The 16,320-nt window shown below is 55.9% G+C and carries 28 protein-coding genes; all 28 read right to left on the bottom strand.

All coding sequences use genetic code 11. From position 1 onward, the window contains the following. Nucleotides 1-39 precede the first annotated feature (39 nt). The gene (gene rpsK, locus VKV18_RS13145; protein WP_324201613.1) at nt 40-444 is read right to left on the bottom strand and encodes a 30S ribosomal protein S11; all 405 of its coding nucleotides are present in this window, start codon (nt 442-444) and stop codon (nt 40-42) included. 12 nt (nt 445-456) lie between these two features. Then, nucleotides 457-834 carry a 30S ribosomal protein S13 gene (gene rpsM, locus VKV18_RS13140; protein WP_016484177.1) on the bottom strand — a complete coding sequence of 126 codons (378 nt, stop codon included), beginning with the start codon at nt 832-834 and terminating at the stop codon, nt 457-459. A gap of 38 nt (nt 835-872) precedes the next feature. Beyond that, complete coding sequence (rpmJ, locus tag VKV18_RS13135) at nt 873-986, bottom strand: 50S ribosomal protein L36 (protein WP_016484176.1); 114 nt, start codon at nt 984-986, stop codon at nt 873-875. A gap of 102 nt (nt 987-1,088) precedes the next feature. Further along, on the bottom strand, nt 1,089-1,352 hold the full coding sequence (infA, locus tag VKV18_RS13130; protein ID WP_324204645.1) for a translation initiation factor IF-1: 264 nt from the start codon (nt 1,350-1,352) through the stop codon (nt 1,089-1,091). Nucleotides 1,353-1,446: 94 nt separating this feature from the next. Beyond that, nucleotides 1,447-2,211 carry a type I methionyl aminopeptidase gene (map, locus tag VKV18_RS13125; RefSeq protein WP_324204643.1) on the bottom strand — a complete coding sequence of 255 codons (765 nt, stop codon included), beginning with the start codon at nt 2,209-2,211 and terminating at the stop codon, nt 1,447-1,449. After that, nucleotides 2,208-2,885, bottom strand: coding sequence for an adenylate kinase (locus VKV18_RS13120; RefSeq protein WP_324204642.1), 678 nt, complete (start codon nt 2,883-2,885; stop codon nt 2,208-2,210). The genes map and VKV18_RS13120 overlap by 4 nt, the downstream gene beginning before the upstream one ends. 83 nt (nt 2,886-2,968) lie before the next feature. Continuing rightward, a complete protein-coding gene (gene secY / locus VKV18_RS13115) occupies nt 2,969-4,315 on the bottom strand; it encodes a preprotein translocase subunit SecY (protein WP_324204641.1) in 1,347 nt (448 codons plus the stop codon). Nucleotides 4,316-4,319: 4 nt separating this feature from the next. After that, complete coding sequence (gene rplO / locus VKV18_RS13110; protein ID WP_324204644.1) at nt 4,320-4,775, bottom strand: 50S ribosomal protein L15; 456 nt, start codon at nt 4,773-4,775, stop codon at nt 4,320-4,322. Between the two features lie 8 nt (nt 4,776-4,783). Next, a complete protein-coding gene (rpmD, locus tag VKV18_RS13105) occupies nt 4,784-4,993 on the bottom strand; it encodes a 50S ribosomal protein L30 (RefSeq protein ID WP_324204640.1) in 210 nt (69 codons plus the stop codon). Then, entirely contained in the window at nt 4,980-5,531 is a 552-nt protein-coding gene (rpsE, locus tag VKV18_RS13100) for a 30S ribosomal protein S5 (RefSeq protein ID WP_324204639.1), read from the bottom strand. The genes rpmD and rpsE overlap by 14 nt, the downstream gene beginning before the upstream one ends. 12 nt (nt 5,532-5,543) lie before the next feature. After that, nucleotides 5,544-5,909 (bottom strand): 50S ribosomal protein L18, encoded by a 366-nt coding sequence (rplR, locus tag VKV18_RS13095; RefSeq protein ID WP_324204638.1) that lies wholly within the window; start codon nt 5,907-5,909, stop codon nt 5,544-5,546. A 117-nt stretch (nt 5,910-6,026) separates the two neighbouring features. Next, nucleotides 6,027-6,623, bottom strand: a complete 597-nt coding sequence (gene rplF, locus VKV18_RS13090; RefSeq protein ID WP_324204637.1) for a 50S ribosomal protein L6 — start codon at nt 6,621-6,623, stop codon at nt 6,027-6,029. Between the two features lie 15 nt (nt 6,624-6,638). Then, nucleotides 6,639-7,040, bottom strand: coding sequence for a 30S ribosomal protein S8 (rpsH, locus tag VKV18_RS13085; RefSeq protein WP_324204636.1), 402 nt, complete (start codon nt 7,038-7,040; stop codon nt 6,639-6,641). 9 nt (nt 7,041-7,049) lie between these two features. Beyond that, a complete protein-coding gene (locus tag VKV18_RS13080; RefSeq protein ID WP_324204635.1) occupies nt 7,050-7,235 on the bottom strand; it encodes a type Z 30S ribosomal protein S14 in 186 nt (61 codons plus the stop codon). Nucleotides 7,236-7,401: 166 nt separating this feature from the next. Then, nucleotides 7,402-9,480: an elongation factor G gene (gene fusA / locus VKV18_RS13075; protein ID WP_324204634.1), complete on the bottom strand. Its 2,079-nt coding sequence runs from the start codon at nt 9,478-9,480 to the stop codon at nt 7,402-7,404. A gap of 200 nt (nt 9,481-9,680) precedes the next feature. After that, nucleotides 9,681-10,235, bottom strand: coding sequence for a 50S ribosomal protein L5 (gene rplE, locus VKV18_RS13070; RefSeq protein WP_324204633.1), 555 nt, complete (start codon nt 10,233-10,235; stop codon nt 9,681-9,683). Between the two features lie 49 nt (nt 10,236-10,284). Beyond that, nucleotides 10,285-10,689: a 50S ribosomal protein L24 gene (gene rplX / locus VKV18_RS13065; RefSeq protein ID WP_343217371.1), complete on the bottom strand. Its 405-nt coding sequence runs from the start codon at nt 10,687-10,689 to the stop codon at nt 10,285-10,287. 2 nt (nt 10,690-10,691) lie between these two features. Next, entirely contained in the window at nt 10,692-11,060 is a 369-nt protein-coding gene (rplN, locus tag VKV18_RS13060) for a 50S ribosomal protein L14 (RefSeq protein ID WP_324204632.1), read from the bottom strand. 2 nt (nt 11,061-11,062) lie between these two features. Further along, the gene (rpsQ, locus tag VKV18_RS13055; RefSeq protein WP_343217370.1) at nt 11,063-11,353 is read right to left on the bottom strand and encodes a 30S ribosomal protein S17; all 291 of its coding nucleotides are present in this window, start codon (nt 11,351-11,353) and stop codon (nt 11,063-11,065) included. A 1-nt stretch (nt 11,354) separates the two neighbouring features. Further along, the gene (gene rpmC, locus VKV18_RS13050; protein ID WP_016484159.1) at nt 11,355-11,588 is read right to left on the bottom strand and encodes a 50S ribosomal protein L29; all 234 of its coding nucleotides are present in this window, start codon (nt 11,586-11,588) and stop codon (nt 11,355-11,357) included. After that, entirely contained in the window at nt 11,581-12,066 is a 486-nt protein-coding gene (gene rplP / locus VKV18_RS13045; protein ID WP_324204631.1) for a 50S ribosomal protein L16, read from the bottom strand. The genes rpmC and rplP overlap by 8 nt, the downstream gene beginning before the upstream one ends. An 85-nt stretch (nt 12,067-12,151) precedes the next feature. Further along, nucleotides 12,152-12,937, bottom strand: a complete 786-nt coding sequence (gene rpsC, locus VKV18_RS13040) for a 30S ribosomal protein S3 (protein WP_345786420.1) — start codon at nt 12,935-12,937, stop codon at nt 12,152-12,154. 22 nt (nt 12,938-12,959) lie between these two features. Further along, complete coding sequence (rplV, locus tag VKV18_RS15860; protein ID WP_345786419.1) at nt 12,960-13,646, bottom strand: 50S ribosomal protein L22; 687 nt, start codon at nt 13,644-13,646, stop codon at nt 12,960-12,962. 17 nt (nt 13,647-13,663) lie between these two features. Beyond that, nucleotides 13,664-13,951 (bottom strand): 30S ribosomal protein S19, encoded by a 288-nt coding sequence (gene rpsS / locus VKV18_RS13030; protein ID WP_016484155.1) that lies wholly within the window; start codon nt 13,949-13,951, stop codon nt 13,664-13,666. A gap of 12 nt (nt 13,952-13,963) precedes the next feature. Then, complete coding sequence (gene rplB, locus VKV18_RS13025; RefSeq protein ID WP_324204630.1) at nt 13,964-14,818, bottom strand: 50S ribosomal protein L2; 855 nt, start codon at nt 14,816-14,818, stop codon at nt 13,964-13,966. A 22-nt stretch (nt 14,819-14,840) separates the two neighbouring features. Continuing rightward, the gene (gene rplW / locus VKV18_RS13020; protein WP_324201598.1) at nt 14,841-15,140 is read right to left on the bottom strand and encodes a 50S ribosomal protein L23; all 300 of its coding nucleotides are present in this window, start codon (nt 15,138-15,140) and stop codon (nt 14,841-14,843) included. After that, nucleotides 15,137-15,799, bottom strand: a complete 663-nt coding sequence (rplD, locus tag VKV18_RS13015) for a 50S ribosomal protein L4 (RefSeq protein WP_324204629.1) — start codon at nt 15,797-15,799, stop codon at nt 15,137-15,139. Before rplD ends, rplW begins: the two co-directional genes overlap by 4 nt. Nucleotides 15,800-15,816: 17 nt before the next feature. After that, nucleotides 15,817-16,320, bottom strand: a 504-nt coding sequence (gene rplC, locus VKV18_RS13010; RefSeq protein WP_324204628.1) for a 50S ribosomal protein L3, incomplete at its 5' end; no start/stop codon positions are given.

Raw genomic sequence — 16,320 nt, 5'->3', positions numbered from 1 at the left:
ATTTGCCATAGTCCCTCTAAAACACTCCTTCGATTCGCCTCAGATACGTCGTCGCTTTGGAGGACGGCACCCGTTATGAGGCAGTGGGGTAACGTCTTTAATTAAAGTGATTTCAAGCCCAGCAGCCATTAAGGAACGGATGGCCGTCTCGCGGCCTGGCCCCGGCCCCTTCACATAAACTTCCACCTGCCGCATCCCATGCTCCATGGCGGCACGCGCAGCCCGTTCCGCAGCCACTTGGGCCGCAAAAGGGGTTCCTTTGCGTGTGCCTTTAAAACCCACCGTGCCGGCGCTCGCCCAGGAAACGGTGTTGCCTTGCATATCGGTCAGCGTGACTAACGTGTTATTAAAAGTGGCCTGGATATGGGCGATGCCCTGAACGACGTTCTTCTTCTCTTTCGCTCGAGCACGTCCACTTCGTGTAGCCGTCTGCTTATTTGCCATACAAAGTCGCTCCTACTTCTTCGCCTTTTTCTTACCGGCAACCGTGCGCCGTTTTCCTTTGCGGGTACGGGCATTGGTTTTGGTACGCTGGCCCCGCACCGGCAACCCGCGCCGATGGCGCAAGCCTCGATAGCACTGTATCTCCATCAGTCGCCGGATGTTCAACTGAACCTCACGTCGAAGGTCGCCCTCCACCCGGTATTCCCGCTCGATGATCTCACGCAGGCGCCCTAGCTCGGCCTCGGTAAGGTCACGAACACGACGCGATGGATCGATCCCCGCCTGCGCCACGATCTTCTTCGCGCTCGGCAAACCGATCCCATAAATATAAGGCAGCGCATATTCGATTCGTTTATCACGTGGTAAATCCACACCCGCAATACGTGCCAAGCTACTCCTCCTCGGACAGACCGGTTCCTACCCGATCCTTAACCCTGACGCTGTTTATGTTTCGGATTAACACAGATAACGCGAACCACTCCTTCGCGTTTGATGACTTTACACTTGTTACATATCTTTTTGACAGACGCGCGTACTTTCATACGCTTAACCTCCTTCTGGAGTTTGAGCGTTAAAGTATACCCCAAAACCCAAGAAAAATGTGTTGTGGTACGCGCTCTTTTGTGAAAAAAGCTCTAGGGCCTCTACTTCCAGCGGTGCGTTATGCGACCACGTTCCAGATCGTAGGGCGATAGCTCCACCAAAACCCTATCCCCCGGCAAAATGCGTATCTCATTGCGGCGCATTCGACCGGAGATATAGGCCAAGATGTAGCGTTTTTGCTCGCCTACAGGTATCTCCACGCGGAACATGGCGTTTGGTAGCACCTCCGTGACTACGCCCTCGACTTTAATGCCCTCTTCTTTGGGCGTCTCCGGCGCCGGTTTACGCGCCCCTCCCGACGACATATGCCCACCGGTGGGGCGTCCGCCGCCTCCCTTAGAGCCTCTCGATGTTCCTTTTTTTCTAGGTGTCTGCATGCACTCTCCAGTCCACAGAGAATTAGCCCTGTGTCAGTATCTCTGCCCCGTGGGGCACGATCGCTACCGTATGTTCAAAATGAGCCGATAGCTTGCCATCCGCCGTCACCACCGTCCATCCATCGTCAAGGGTGCGTATCTCCTTACACCCCATGTTCACCATCGGCTCAATGGCAAACGTCATTCCACACTCCAGGCGCAGACCTGTTCCAGGTCGCCCATAGTTAGGCACATCTATTTCCGACTCGTGCATGCGCAGCCCCACCCCGTGTCCGTGTAGCTCGCGCACCACAGAATAGCCGTGCCCTTCAACGAACTTTTGTATTGCATGCCCGATGTCTCCAAGCCGGTTTCCCGGCTTGGCCTTCTCAATCCCTTTGTAGAGCGCCTCCTCCGTCACCTTTAGCAACCTCTCGGCCTGAGGAGCTAGCGGGCCAACCCCAAACGTGTAGGCTGTGTCGGCAATGTATCCGTTTAACTCAACACAGCAGTCTATGGTCACGATATCTCCCGCTTTCAGCACCCTGCTGCCGGGGATGGCATGCACGATCTCTTCATTCACCGAGATGCACGTCCACGCCGGATAAGGAGGATGCCCCGGCGGAGCGTAGCCCAAACAAGGAGAGCGCCCACCCTGCTCGGTAATGATACGAATCGCGATCTCTTCGAGTTCGCCCGTAGTCATTCCCGGCTCGGCCGCCTCACGTACCACATCAATCACTTTCCGTGCTAATTTCCCTGCAGCACGTATTCGTTCTATCTCCTCCGGTGTTTTTAAGCGTATCATCGCATCTCCTCACCGGCCTCGCCGCGCAATCGGTTCAACAGAGTCAGCACCCGTTCAAATACAACGTCTGGGTCGGCATCGGCATCGACACTATAGAGCACCCCTCTATCCCGATAGTAGTCTATAAGCGGGGCCGTTTTCTCTTTATAGGCCTCAAGACGGCGTTGTACCACCTCGGGCCGATCATCCTCTCGCATCACAAGGGGCGCACCACAAAGGTCGCAATGGCCGGGTCGGTGCGGCGGGTTCGTTTCAAGGTTGTAGGTCGAACCATCGTTTGGGCACTCGCGTCGCCCGCTAAAACGGCGTATCAGCAGCTCTTGAGGTGCCTCGAAATCTAAAACCGCCGTCAGTTGGCGCCCTTGCTGTTCAAGCAGCTGTGTAAGCGCTTCCGCTTGGGTCACCGTGCGGGGAAACCCGTCGAGCAGAAAACCGTTGGCGCAGTCCGCCTCCGTAATACGCTCCTCTATGGCGCGAATGACCACATCGTCGGGCACATACTCCCCCTTTTCGATGTGGTATTTTTGAATCTCTTTTCCCAGAGGAGTTCCTTTGGCAATGGCTTCACGAAACATCGCCCCGGTAGAGATTGCGGGAATACCAAAGTGCTGAGAAATACGCACCCCCTGCGTTCCCTTGCCGACGCCAGGAGGCCCTAAGAGCACAATAATCATTCCCCACCGCACCTTTGTGGGTACGCCTTAACATAACGTCCCGTTCCCCATAGTCGCGAAGCCGCAAGCACAGAAGCCTTCTCCTACTTAGCGCTGCTCTTGATGAAACCTTCGTAGTTGCGAAGCAGAAGCTGCGCCTCGATGGCCTGTAGCGTCTCGATGGCTACCCCAACGACGATCAGAAGGGAAGTCCCTCCAATAAGGGAGAAGGAGTAGAAGTGGGTAATAACCGGCACAAGATAGGGCAACAGCGCGATAACAGCCAGGAAGACAGCCCCTGCCAACGTGATTCGCGATACGACCCCATCGAGATACTCAAACGTTGGTTTGCCGGGGCGAATACCGGGGATGTAGCTTCCATACTTCTTCAGGTTTTCGGCCATGTCCTCCACGTTCAACACGATGGCCGTGTAGAAGTAGGTGAAGAAAATGGTTAAAAGCGCATAGAAAACGGCCGCTATCGAGCTGGCTCCGGGGCTGAGCTTGTTGGCAAGGGGTGTTAACCAGTCGGCAAAGTGATAGAAAAACCCCAAGAAGCCCGTTGTATTGTGCGAAAGGAGCGCCTTCAGCGAACTGGCTAAGGTTGCCGGCAGCAACAACAGCGAAATGGCGAAGATGATGGGCATGACCCCTGCCGTATTCACTTTGATCGGCAGGTAGGCTCCGCCTCCGGCCTGTATTTGGCGCATACCGATAACGCGCTTGTTGTGTTGTACGGGTATTCGGCGCGTCCCCTGCACCAAATACACGACCCCAAGCACGGTGAGGTAAAAAAGCGCAAGAAGCAACAACAGATTGAACCAGGAGGCGGTTCCGCTCTCGATCTCTTGAACCATATTGCTTACTTGCTGAGGCAGGTTCAACAAAATCCCGGCGAAGATGACCAGAGAAACCCCGTTACCAACCCCCTTCTCGGTTACCTGCTCACCTAACCACAGCAGGAACATGGAGCCGGCTACCATGGAGGTTATCGCCAAAAAGCTCTCCAGCGAGAACAACCCGATGTTGATGCCGAAGGATTTAAAGAGAACGATCACACCGAAGGCCTGCAGAATGGAGAGGCCAATCGTTGTCCACCGGGTATATCTGGCGATCTGCTTTCTACCGGCTTCCCCCTCTTTCTGAAGGGCATCGAGCGCCGGGAAGGCCACGGTGAGCATCTGAAAAAGGATGGAGGCATTAATGTAGGGGGTAATGCCCATCGCAAAAACCGAGCCACGGCGCAGAGAGCCTCCGGTAAAGATGTTAATAAGGTTAAAAACGTTACTGGCAGCGCCGTTGCCCGCGAAACCGTTTGCGGCGTTACGTAAATCTATACCGGGGATGGGAATGAACGCCCCAAAGGCATAGATAAGAAACATTAGCATTAAGAAGCGGATACGGCGCCTCAGTTCCGGTATTTCCCAAGCTCTCTGCAGTGCCTCGATCATAACATTACCTCGCTAATGGCGGCAAAACCTCAACCTTGCCTCCGGCCGCCTCAATGGCTTTTTGGGCGCGCTCGCTGAACTGGTGAGCACGCACGGTGAGTTTCTTCGTTAGGTTGCCCTCACCGAGAATCTTAAGGCCATCGTGCAGCTCTCGCACAAACCCAAGCTGCATTAAGACCTCTGGGGTTACTTCAGCCCCATCGGAGAAGTGCTCTTCCAGTATATATAGATTTACGACAGAATAGAGTTTTTTATTCACCGGCTTGAAACCGCGTTTTTGTGGTAATCGCCGATGTAATGGGGTCTGCCCGCCTTCAAAATTGGGCTTGATCTGGTCACGGGCTTTGTTTCCCTTTGTCCCACGTCCGCAGGTTTTTCCATGCCCGGAACCGATTCCGCGGCCGAGTCGCTTTCGCCGATGTGTTGCCCCTTCTGCCGGTGCCAGTGTATGCAATCCGATGGCCATCGTTACTTCCCTTTTGCTCCTTCTTCATTTGTCGTCTCCACCGTCACCAGATGAACAACTTTGTTGATCATCCCACGAATGGCCGGTGTATCGGCTTTTTCCACCGTTTGATGAAGATGCCGCAACCCTAAGGCCCGCAACGTCAACCCCTGCGATTTTTCATAGCCGATGGGACTACGTCGAAGGGTAATGCGCAGTTTACTGCTCTTCATTTGCCGTGCTCTCCTCCTCAGCAGGCGCTGCCCATGGCATCAGGGTGTGCAACGAGGTGTCTCGCATGGTGGCCACTTCATCCGGGCGTTTCATCTGCTTCAACGCTTTCATGGTAGCCCAGCAGATGTTGATGGCATTAGACGAACCGAGCGATTTGGCCAGGGCGTTGCGTACTCCCGCCAGTTCCAGAATAACGCGAATGCTGCTGCCGGCCACAATGCCTGTACCATCAGAGGCCGGCTTGAGTAACACCTCGGCGGCCCCTTCTTTTACGATGATTTCGTGCGGCAAGGTATGGTTCACAATGGGCACGTAGATAATGTTTTTCTTGGCGGCCTCCACTCCCTTACGAATCGCATCGGGGATGGCACGAGCCTTCCCCAAGCCGGCCCCTACATGCCCATTGCCGTCACCAACAACCACCAAGGCGCTCCAGCTGAGGGTACGCCCTCCTTTTTTGGTTTTTTGGCATTTGTTGGTGCGAACGACGCGCTCCTCTAAATTCAGCTTGTCAGGGTCTATCTTTGTGGTTAACACGGATATCCTCTCCTAAAATCTAAGCCCGCCCTCTCGCGCCGCCTCGGCTAGGGCGCGGACACGGCCATGATACTTGTATCCACCTCTATCGAAAACCACTGCAGTGATGCCTTTTTCCTGCGCACGCTCGGCCAACAGCTTCCCTACCGCCTTGGCGGCCTCTACGTTACCCCCTGTTTTGAGGGTTGAGCGCAGTGCCTTGTCTACCGTAGAGGCACAGACCAGTGTATGCCCCACAGTATCATCAATCAATTGAGCGTAAATGTGCTGTAGGCTGCGGGATACGTTGAGCCGAGGGCGCTCTGCCGTACCGAATATCTTCGCCCGAACCCGCCGATGACGTCGCTTTCTTAGGCTCTCTTTCAAATCAGGTCGCATTTCTCTTCTCCCACGTCGGATTTCCGACCCGACGCTCTTCATGGTATCTTTTCTGAGGGCTTCGTAGGCCCACAACGCCAAAGGAAGGCGCAGTCCGTTATTATACTCCAAACACGCCTACTTTTTCCCTTTGGCACCCCGCTTGCCAGACTTACCCTGTTTAAGGCGAATCACCTCACCCTTGTAGCGAATGCCTTTCCCTTTGTAAGGCTCCGGTTCGCGCAGGCGGCGTATCTCTGCTGCCGTTTGGCCTACGCGCTCCTTGTCTATACCGCTTACCACAATCACCGGGTTACGCGTTTGGGGGTCGGTGGTAACGCTAAAATCAATCCCCTCGCGCGGCAGCACCTCAATCGCGTGGGAATATCCCACATTCAGTTGCAACACCTTACCCTGCACGGCAGCGCGAAAACCAACGCCTTGGATCTCAAGCTGCTTCTCAAACCCCTTCGTTACGCCTTCCACCATGTTGGCCACAAGGGTGCGGCTTAGCCCATGGAGGGCACGAAAGTTCTCACTGCGGTCGGTGCTTTTCCCCTCATCGGTCGGGCGCTCCACACGCACGGTGTTGCCCTCTTGCACCACCTTGATGGCAGGGTGAAGCGCTCTTTGGAGGGTTCCTTTCGGCCCTTTCACGGTAACCACTCCCTGCGCATCTTGGGTAACGCTGACTCCAGCAGGTAGCACAATAGGTCGTTTACCGATTCGTGACATCGCTTCAACTCCTTCTTAGTATACGTAGCAAATAACTTCGCCACCGACACCGCGGCGACGCGCTTCTCTATCGGTCATTACACCATGCGATGTGGAGATAATCGCTATCCCCAAGCCGCGCAAAACACGCGGCACCTCGTCCTTCTTGCAGTAGACCCGACGCCCGGGCTTGCTGATTCGCTTCAAGTTGGTGATGACCTTCTCACGGCGTGGGCCATATTTCAGATAGACTCTGATCTTGTTTTGAGGCGTCTGTTCGATCACCTCATACCCTTTAATGAAACCCTCTTCGTGCAGAATGCGCACGATCTCCTGCTTCAAACGCGAAGCCGAAATCTCCACACTCTCATGCTCGGCCTTGTTGGCATTGCGAATCCGAGTTAACAGATCGGCGATAGGGTCGGTTGTATAAGCCATGGTCTCCTCCTACCAACTCGCCTTTCGGATTCCGGGAATCTCCCCGCGCAGTGCCCTCTCTCGCAAACAGATGCGGCATAGTCCGAACTTGCGAAATACCGCCCGGGGCCTGCCGCAAATGCTGCAGCGTGTGTAGGCACGCACGGCGAACTTCGGCTTTCTCTTCGCCTTTTCAATTAACGCTTTCTTTGCCATTTTTGCTCCTTCTATCTAGGTTTTCAGGGCGAACGTCTCGCCCTTGTCACAAAGTATCGCTACTCTGTGCCAAGAATCTGCAAGGTCTCCCTTGCCTCGCGCTCCTTCTTGTGGTTCGCGATGCGGATCGGGCTAGAAGCTCCAGCCCGATCCTTCTTGTCGCTCCTTAACCGGCGTGTGCCGTCTCCTGTTTATGTTTCGTGATGATAGCCTGCGCGATATGCGCCGGCACCTCCTCATAGTGCGAAAACGAGGTCGAGAAGGTGCCATGCCCTCGCGTTATCGAACGCAGGTCTATGGCATAACGTAGCATCTCCGCCTGAGGCACCTGCGCCCGCAGCAACATGCGCCCATTGCCGAGGCTTTCGTTGCCCAAAATCCGGCCTCTGCGCGTGGAGAGATCGCTCATCACGTCGCCCATCATCTCGTTGGGCACGATCACCTCCACATTGAGGATAGGTTCCAGCAGCACCGGATTGGCCTTTGGGGCCACATTGTTGAACGCCAGAATACCGGCCATAATGAAGGCGGCCTCCGACGAGTCTACCTCATGATACGACCCGTCGTAGCAGGTCACCTTAAAATCTACCACAGGGTAGCCTGCCAGCACTCCCGTTTCCGCGGCCTGTCGAATTCCCTTCTCCACAGCCGGAATAAACTGGCGCGGTATCACACCTCCTACAATGGCGTCCACAAACTCGATGCCACCGCCCGGGTTGGGTTCGAGCCGTATCCAACAGTCGCCATACTGGCCACGGCCTCCCGTCTGCTTCTTATGTTTGCCTTGCCCTTCCGCTTTGGCCTTAATGGTCTCCCGATAGGGCACTTTGCGCTCCACGATCTCTACATTGGCTCCGAACTTCTTGAGCCGCTCCACCACGATCGCCAGGTGTGTCTCACCGGCACCGGCAATCACCGTTTGACCGGTTTCCGGGTCACGATAGTAGCGGAATGCCGGGTCGGCCACCGCCACTCGTTGGAGCGCCGGCCCCATTTTATCTTCATCAACCTTCGACTTAGCCACTATGGCCTGCTCAAACACCGGCTCCGGAAACGGCGTATGATCAAGCACGATCGGCTTTGCCGGGTCGCATAAGGTATCTCCGGTACGCGTATCGGCGAGCTTGGCCGTCACCCCGATATCTCCGGCTTTTATCTCCGATGTCGGCTCCTGGTTTTTGCCACGGACGAAGTAGAGCTGCCCAACCCGCTCCTCTTTACCTCGGTTGGCATTCAGCACGGTGCTGCCCATTTTGATGACGCCCGACTTCACGCGGAAATAGCTCAGAGTCCCCAAAAAGGGATCGGCAATGGTCTTAAACACCAGAGCGGCCAACGGCGCGTTCTCGGAAGCTTCGCGTACCTCCTCTGCACCGGTCTGTGGGTTCTTACCGTGCACGGCTCCGAACTCCAAGGGGTTCGGAAACTCGTGCACGATAATATCGAGCAGATCGGTCATTCCTATGTCTTTCAAGGCCGAGCCACAGAGCACGGGCACCACTTTGCCGGCGTCAATCCCCTCATGAAGGCCACGCACTACCTCATCATGGGTAAGTTCTTCGCCGCTTAAAAACTTTTCAATCAGTTCGTCGTCTCCCTCAGCTGCCGATTCGACGAGCAACTCACGGTATCGGGCGGCCTCTTCTTTATACTCCTCAGGTATCTCCACACAGATCACCTCTTTGCCGCTACCGATGAAGGCCTTCATCTCCACAAGGTCAATAACTCCTTGAAAAGAGGTTGCACTTCCTATCGGCAGTTGCAAAGGCGCGATGGTATTGCCGTAGCGTTGGCGCAGTGCTGTTACCACCGCTTGGTAATCGGCATTCTCCCGATCCATTTTGTTCACAAACACGGCACGCGGCAAGTTGCGGTTTGCCGCCATCTCCCAGGCGATCTCGAAGCCGACCTCCGGCGTTCCCTGTGCCGGGGTTACCAGGATCGCCGCCTCCACCACATCGAGCGCACTTCCGACCTCGCCGACAAAGTCGAGATAGCCCGGCGCGTCTACAAAATTGATCTTGGTGCCGTGCCACTCGCAGGGTGCCAATGCGACATTGATGCTGATATGTCGCCTCTGCTCTTCCGGATCGAAATCGCACGTGGCCGTGCCATCGTCTACACGCCCAAGCCTATCTATGGCTCCTGTGGTATAGAGCAGAGCCTCCGCCAGCGACGTCTTACCACTCCCCTGATGACCAAACAGACCCACATTACGTATCGCCTCGATACTGTAGCTCTTCATGGACTGATCTCCACCAAAGATTAGGATATTGGCAGGCTGATGGAACCTTCATCAGCCTTTGGGAGATGTCCTTCCGAAAACGCTGAAAGCGCGGTCTTTCATCTCCCGGGTATGCTTGCAAGGGAGATATTTATGCATCTTAAGGCAAATTCCTGCCTTCTTTCTCACATTGGCACCTGCAACAAAGGGCATGACGCCTTTTAGCGCGAGCGGAACGGCATGCCAAGTTCCCTAAGCAGCGCTCTTGCCTCCTCATCGGTGCGAGCGGTGGTGCAGATAATTATATCCATACCGCGCACCTTATCTATCTTATCGTAATCTATTTCCGGAAAGACCAACTGCTCTTTAATCCCCATGGCAAAGTTGCCACGCCCATCGAACGCGTTGGGTGAGACCCCTTGAAAGTCCCGAATGCGAGGCAAGGCCACATTCACCAGGCGATCCAAAAACTCGTACATCCTATCACCTCGGAGGGTTACCTTACACCCCACTTTGGCGCCTGCACGTATCTTGAAGTTCGCGATGGATTTGCGGGCCAACGTAACCACCGGCTTCTGCCCGGAAATTGCGGCCATGTCGCGCACGGCTCCATCTAGCTCGGATGCATACTGCCCACCCGTTTGGCCAGCACGTCCTACCCCCATATTGATCACGATCTTTTCGAGCTTGGGCACCTGCATCACATTGCGATAGCCGAACGCCTTCATCAGGGCCGGCACCACCTCTTTACGATAGCGTTCTTTCAGTCGAGCCATTCTCTTACCTCTCTTGACCGATTTCCGACCGGTCTGTGCTTATTTTGGACTACCCGATCTCTTTCCCGCAATCGGGATGTTTGCAAACACGATATTTTCTTCGTGCCGGCTTGGCCTCCCCCTCGCGGTAGGCATAGCCCACGCGTGTTGGCCGGTTGCAGTTTGGGCACACCAGCATGACCTTAGAGGCATAAAGCGGGGCCTCCTCTTCGATACGGCCACCGGGGATAACGCGGGCTGGATCGTTCGGGTCAGCCCCCCGTCGCACGCGCTCTTTGCGGTGTCGGGTAATAATGTTTACTCCCTTCACCTTTACCTTATTCAACTTCGGAAAGGCCTGAATCACCTCACCACGGCGGCCTTTATCTTTGCCGGAGATCACCTCTACGGTATCGCCTTTCTTAATGCGCAACTTAACCGGCTTTTCGGGTATTGCGCGCTTCAGCTTTTCCATCTTTAAAGCACCTCCGGCGCCAACGAGATGATCTTCATGAAGTCACGATCACGCAGCTCCCGTGCCACAGGGCCGAAGATTCGCGTTCCCCGTGGTTCGAGATTGTTTTGGATGACCACCGCCGCGTTATCATCAAATCGCAGCACGGAGCCGTCGGGGCGACGTATGGGCTGTTTGGTTCGCACGACCACGCATTTTACCACGTCGCTCTTTTTCACGGCCTGGTTGGGCGTCGCCGATTTTACCACGCCCACAATGATGTCGCCCACATGGGCATAGCGTGCGTTAGAACCTTTTAATATACGCACACACATTATCTCACGCGCCCCAGAGTTATCGGCGCATTTTAGTCGCGTATACGGCTGTATCATGGTTACTTCGCCCTCTCTAGAATGCGCACGACCCGCCAACATTTCTCTTTCGAGAGCGGGCGTGTCTCCATAATCTCCACGATATCGCCCTCATTGCAGGAGTTCTCTTCATCGTGCGCTTTAAATTTGGTGGTTTTGCGAACGATTTTTCCGTAAAGGGGGTGGCGCACACGGCGTTCCACGGCCACCACCACTGTTTTATCCATTTTGTTGCTTACAACCTTCCCTTGGCGAACCTTGCGCCGTCCTCTCTGGGGCGGCGCCGTAGGCTGCTGCATCTGCTCGTCTGCCATTTTACTTCTTTCCCTCCCGTTCGCGCGCAAGCTCACGCTCGCGCAGAATGGTTAGCGCTCGTGCAATTTGGCGGCGCGCTTTGCGGATGGCCGCCGTGTCTTTTAGTTGATGCAGTGCGTTCTGACGCCGCATATCGTAGAGTGCAGCCCTATTTGCTGCTATCTCCTTGCGTAAGTCCTCGTCACTCATCTCGCGCAGTTGGCGGCGTATCTCTTTCAGCTTTAACTCAGCCATTGTTCGCCTCCTCTGCGGCGGTTGCGGCCACCTCAGCGGCGCTCTGCCCTGAGGTTTTAGCCTGCTCTTGGTCTATCCGTCGCACAAACTTCACATCAATCGGCAACTTATGCGAGGCCAGACGCATGGCCTCTTTGGCCACCTCTTCGGGCACGCCCCCCATCTCGAAGAGGATGCGTCCCGGCTTTACCACGGCAACCCATCCTTCCGGGGCTCCCTTTCCAGAACCCATGCGGGTCTCGGCCGGTTTTTTGGTAAAAGGCTTATCCGGAAAGACTCGGATCCAGATTTTGCCTTGGCGCCGTATGTAGCGGTTCATGGCGATACGGGCGGCCTCAATCTGGTTGGCCGTCAGCCAGCACGGCTCCAGCGCCTGCAGGCCATACTCCCCGAAGGCCACCGTATTGCCTCGTGTGGCCTTTCCGGCCATAGTGCCTCGCTGTTGCTTGCGATATTTTGTGCGTTTTGGCATTAACATTATCTATTTCTCCTCCATAAGGCGGCGCAGTGCTTCCTTATTCGGAAGCCTGCGCCGCCGTAAGGCTTTTCGCCTAGGATCGTTTTTAAGAGCCGTTAGAAGCGGTGGGTCGCGGACGAGAGCCGCGCCGTGCAGATCGCCGAGAGCGCCCACTGCGGGAGCCGGCGCGCTCGGCACGCTCGGCACGTCCTTCATAGCGGGTTTGGCGCGTGGACGGAAGCTCCGACTGACGCGGTTGGCCGGGCAGAACATCGCCTTTATATATCCAAACCTTCACGCCGATATTTCCATAGGTCGTTGGCGCTTCGGCAAAACCGTAGTCTATATCGGCGCGTAGCGTTTGAAGCGGAATTTTTCCTTGCCGGTCTTGCTCGCGTCGGGCCATTTCGGCGCCTGCCAGTCGCCCCGAGCACATCACACGGATGCCCTTGGCTCCCAATTTCATCGCGCGCAATACAGCCTGACGCATAGCCCGCTTGTAGGCGATGCGTTTGGATATCTGCATCGCGATCGATTCGGCTACCAACTGTGCGTCGAGATCGGCATGAGGTATCTCCTGCACGCTGATGGGCAACAGCGGCTTCTTGATGACCTTTTCAAGCGCGGCACGCAGCTCCTCTGCACCCTTCCCGCTCTTGCCGATGATCACGCCGGGTTTTGCCGTGTGCAGTGTTATCTTTATGCGATTACCTGCCCGTTCGATCTCCACACGCGATACCGCCGCATTCGGCAAGTGCTCTTTTACATAGCGGCGTATGAGGTAGTCCTCATAAATCGCCTCGGCAAAGCCGCGCTTCGGCAGGTACCACTTGCTATCCGGCTCTCGGATAACACCGATACGAAACCCGATGGGGTGAACCTTTTGTCCCAAGTTCTCTTCCCTTCTCGCAGAATCAGCTTTCTTCTTTGTTGTTCGCTTCAGATGATGCCGACTCGCCTACGGTAGTCGGCTCGTCAGCCGTCTCTTCCCCTGCGGTTTCCACCGCAGTCTGTGGCTCCTCCACGATGGGCAGCTCCTCTTGGCCGGTCTCAGAGGTTACGGCCTCTGCGGCTACAGGAGCCGATGTGGGTGTCGCTTCGGCCACCTTTGTGGCACGCGCAGCCCGTGCAGCCTCTGCGCGCGAGCGAGAGGCTCGGCGAACTCGCCTTGGCTTCGGCTCGCCCTCCTCCACCACAATCGTGATGTGGCTGGTACGATGCAGAATGCGATAGACCCGTCCCTGTGCCCGCGGATGGATACGCTTAATGCGCGGCCCCTCATCTACGCGGGCCGACACCACCTTCAGGCGTTCCACATCCAACGAGTGGTTGTTCACGGCGTTCGCCACCGCAGAAGTTAGCACGCGGTGAATGAAACCGGCCGCTCTGTTCGGCACGAAGTTCAAAAAGGCCAGTGCTTCTTGCACATAGAGGCCGCGAATCTCATCTATAACCAGGCGCGCTTTGCGCGGTGGCACCCGAACGAACTTGGCCACCGCCATGGCCTGGTTCTTCGCCACCCTTCTTGGCTGGTTCTTCTTGCGGTTTTCCCGGTGCGTTTTGGGGCGCTCCAGGATATCCGCATCCTTATCTTCCGCCATATTCGCTATCCTTCCCGTTACTTAATACCCGTACGTCGTTCTACTTGCTGTCCGGCATGGCCTCGAAAGGTGCGGGTTGGGGCAAACTCGCCGAGCTTATGGCCTACCATGTTTTCGGTTACAAAGATGGGAACGTGTTTTCGCCCATCGTGCACCAAGAAAGTATGCCCGATAAACTCGGGAAAGATGGTGGAACGCCGCGACCAAGTTTTAATAGCCCGTTTCTCCCCGCGCGCGTTCATCGCCCGCACCTTTTCCAAAAGCTTCGGGTCGGCATAAGGCCCTTTTTTCAGAGAACGTCCCATATCGCTCCTCCTTTACTTTTGGTCGCGTCGGCGTACGATGTACTTATCGGTCGCCTTATTCCGTCGTGTTTTTCGTCCCAAAGCCGGTTTGCCCCAAGGAGAGGCTGGCCCCTTCTTACGCCCAACCGGGCTTTGCGCCTCGCCACCCCCATGCGGGTGATCCCGTGGGGTCATGGCCACCCCGCGCACGTGACCTCTTCGGCCTCGCCAACGCGTGGCCCCTGCCTTGCCCAACGAAATGTTCTCATGCTCTGGGTTACCCACCTGCCCCACGGTGGCGCGGCAGTCGAGCCGAATGAGTCGCGTTTCTCCTGAAGGCAGGCGCACTTGGGCATACTTGCCCTCTTTTGCCATCAGCTGCGCCCCAGTCCCGGCCGAGCGCACCAGTTGGCCGCCTCGACCTGGGTAAAGCTCAATATTGTGAATGGTAGTTCCAACGGGAATAGCCTTCAAGGGCAACGCATTGCCGGGACGAATATCGGCCGTATCGCTTGAAATAACCGTGTCTCCTTCTTTCAATCCGAGAGGAGTTAGGATGTAGCGTTTTTCACCATCCTCATATTCAACCAGCGAGATACGGCACGTACGATTCGGGTCGTACTCGATGGTCAGCACCTTGCCCGGCACATCGAGCTTATCGCGCTTAAAGTCAATAATGCGGTACATCCGTTTATTGCCGCCACCACGGAACCGCGATGTAATGCGCCCTTTGTTATTGCGCCCTCCGCTCTTCTTAAGAGGTTCGAGAAGCGGCTTATATGGCTCAACGGGTTGATTCTTTCCCTCGGCGCGCGTCAGCTCCGAATAGGTTGGCGTTGCCCGCCATCGTCTTCCCGGCGTTATTGGTTTATGCTTACGAATGGGCATGTTTCTCTCTCATTCTCAAGAATTAGACCCCCTCAAACAGCGTGAGAGGACGATCCGTCGTTACAATGGCCTTTTTCCATGTCGGGCTATAGCCCGGCTTGCCTCCGCGCACCAGTGCACGGCGCTTTTTGCCTTTAACCCGCATGGTGTTTACGGAGAGCACCTTCACCCCCTGGTGTGCGTAGATGGTTTGAATAGCCCAAGCGATCTCGAATTTGTTGGCATCCAGCCGTACTCGAAAGTGGTACTTATTGAGCCCGGCCTGTGCGTTGGTCTTCTCGGTTAAGAGAGGACGTTCAATAATCTCATGTGGGTCTCTCATGCTGCCGCCACCTCCTCTTTACTCTCCTCCGGCGCCCAAACCGCCGCAATTTTTTCTACCGCATCGGCCACCAACACGATCTTGTGAGCTACCATTACATCGCGAACCGAAAAGTTAGGTGCGTAGCGCAACGTTACCGTCGGCAGGTTGCGCGTGCTCAGCAGCACCGTTTTATCGTACTCCGGCAGTATGATAAGTACACGGCGTTCCGACTGAAGCCCAAGCGCCGCCAGAAGGGCTGTTGCCTGTTTCGTTTTGATGGCATCGAAGGCCAACTTCTCCAGCCCTATCACCGCCCCATCGCGCACCTTAGCCGAAAGCGCCGAGCGCATGGCGCTACGCCGCATTTTCACCGGCAAATCCTTCCGGTAGTCGCGCGGGTGTGGACCGAAAACGACGCCACCGCCGCGCCAGTGGGGGGCGCGGATCGAGCCTTGGCGTGCCCGACCGGTTCCCTTTTGTCGCCAGGGCTTCCTTCCACCCCCACGCACCTCAGAGCGTTGCTTCGTATCATGGGTGCCTAGGCGCTGGTTGGCCTCCTCGGCCACAACTACCTGATGCACCAACGCGGCCCGAAACTCCACATCGAATATCGAATCAGGGAGAGATAGAGAACCTACCTCTTTACCTTCCATATTGTATAAGGGTACTGATGCCATCTCTTTACTCTCCCTTCCTATCGGATCGGCAGTCGCTGGATGCGGACAAGCTCTCCTTCCGCACCCGGCACCGCGCCTTTTATGAAAATGAGATTTCTATCCACATCCACGCGTACAACCTGCAGTCCGCGCACCGTCACCTGTTTGGCTCCCATATGTCCCGGCTTCTTGGTTCCTTTGAAGGTACGAGCCGCATCGGTAGCCCCACTCGACTGCGGTTTTCGGTGGATCATCGAACCGTGGGTCATATCGGCCCCATGAAAATGGAAGCGCTTCACAACCCCTTGAAAACCTTTTCCCTTTGAGATACCGGTAACCTTCACCCGCATGCCGGGACGAAAGATGTCGCACCGGATGCTATCGCCCACCTTGTACTCGCCGATATCGTCCGTTCGTATCTCGCGCAGATAGCGCAAAGGGGATACGCCGGCGCGCTGAAAGTGTCCCTTGAGAGGGCGGTTGATGTGGCGCTCGTGCGCCTCTCCAAACCCCACTTGAATGGCCGTATAGCCATCCGTTTC

This window comes from Chthonomonas sp., assembly GCF_035294505.1.
In the GTDB taxonomy this organism is placed as follows: domain Bacteria; phylum Armatimonadota; class Chthonomonadetes; order Chthonomonadales; family Chthonomonadaceae; genus Chthonomonas.
The sequence above is the reverse complement of the archived record's forward strand: the minus strand, read 5'-3'. Positions and strand labels throughout refer to the sequence as shown.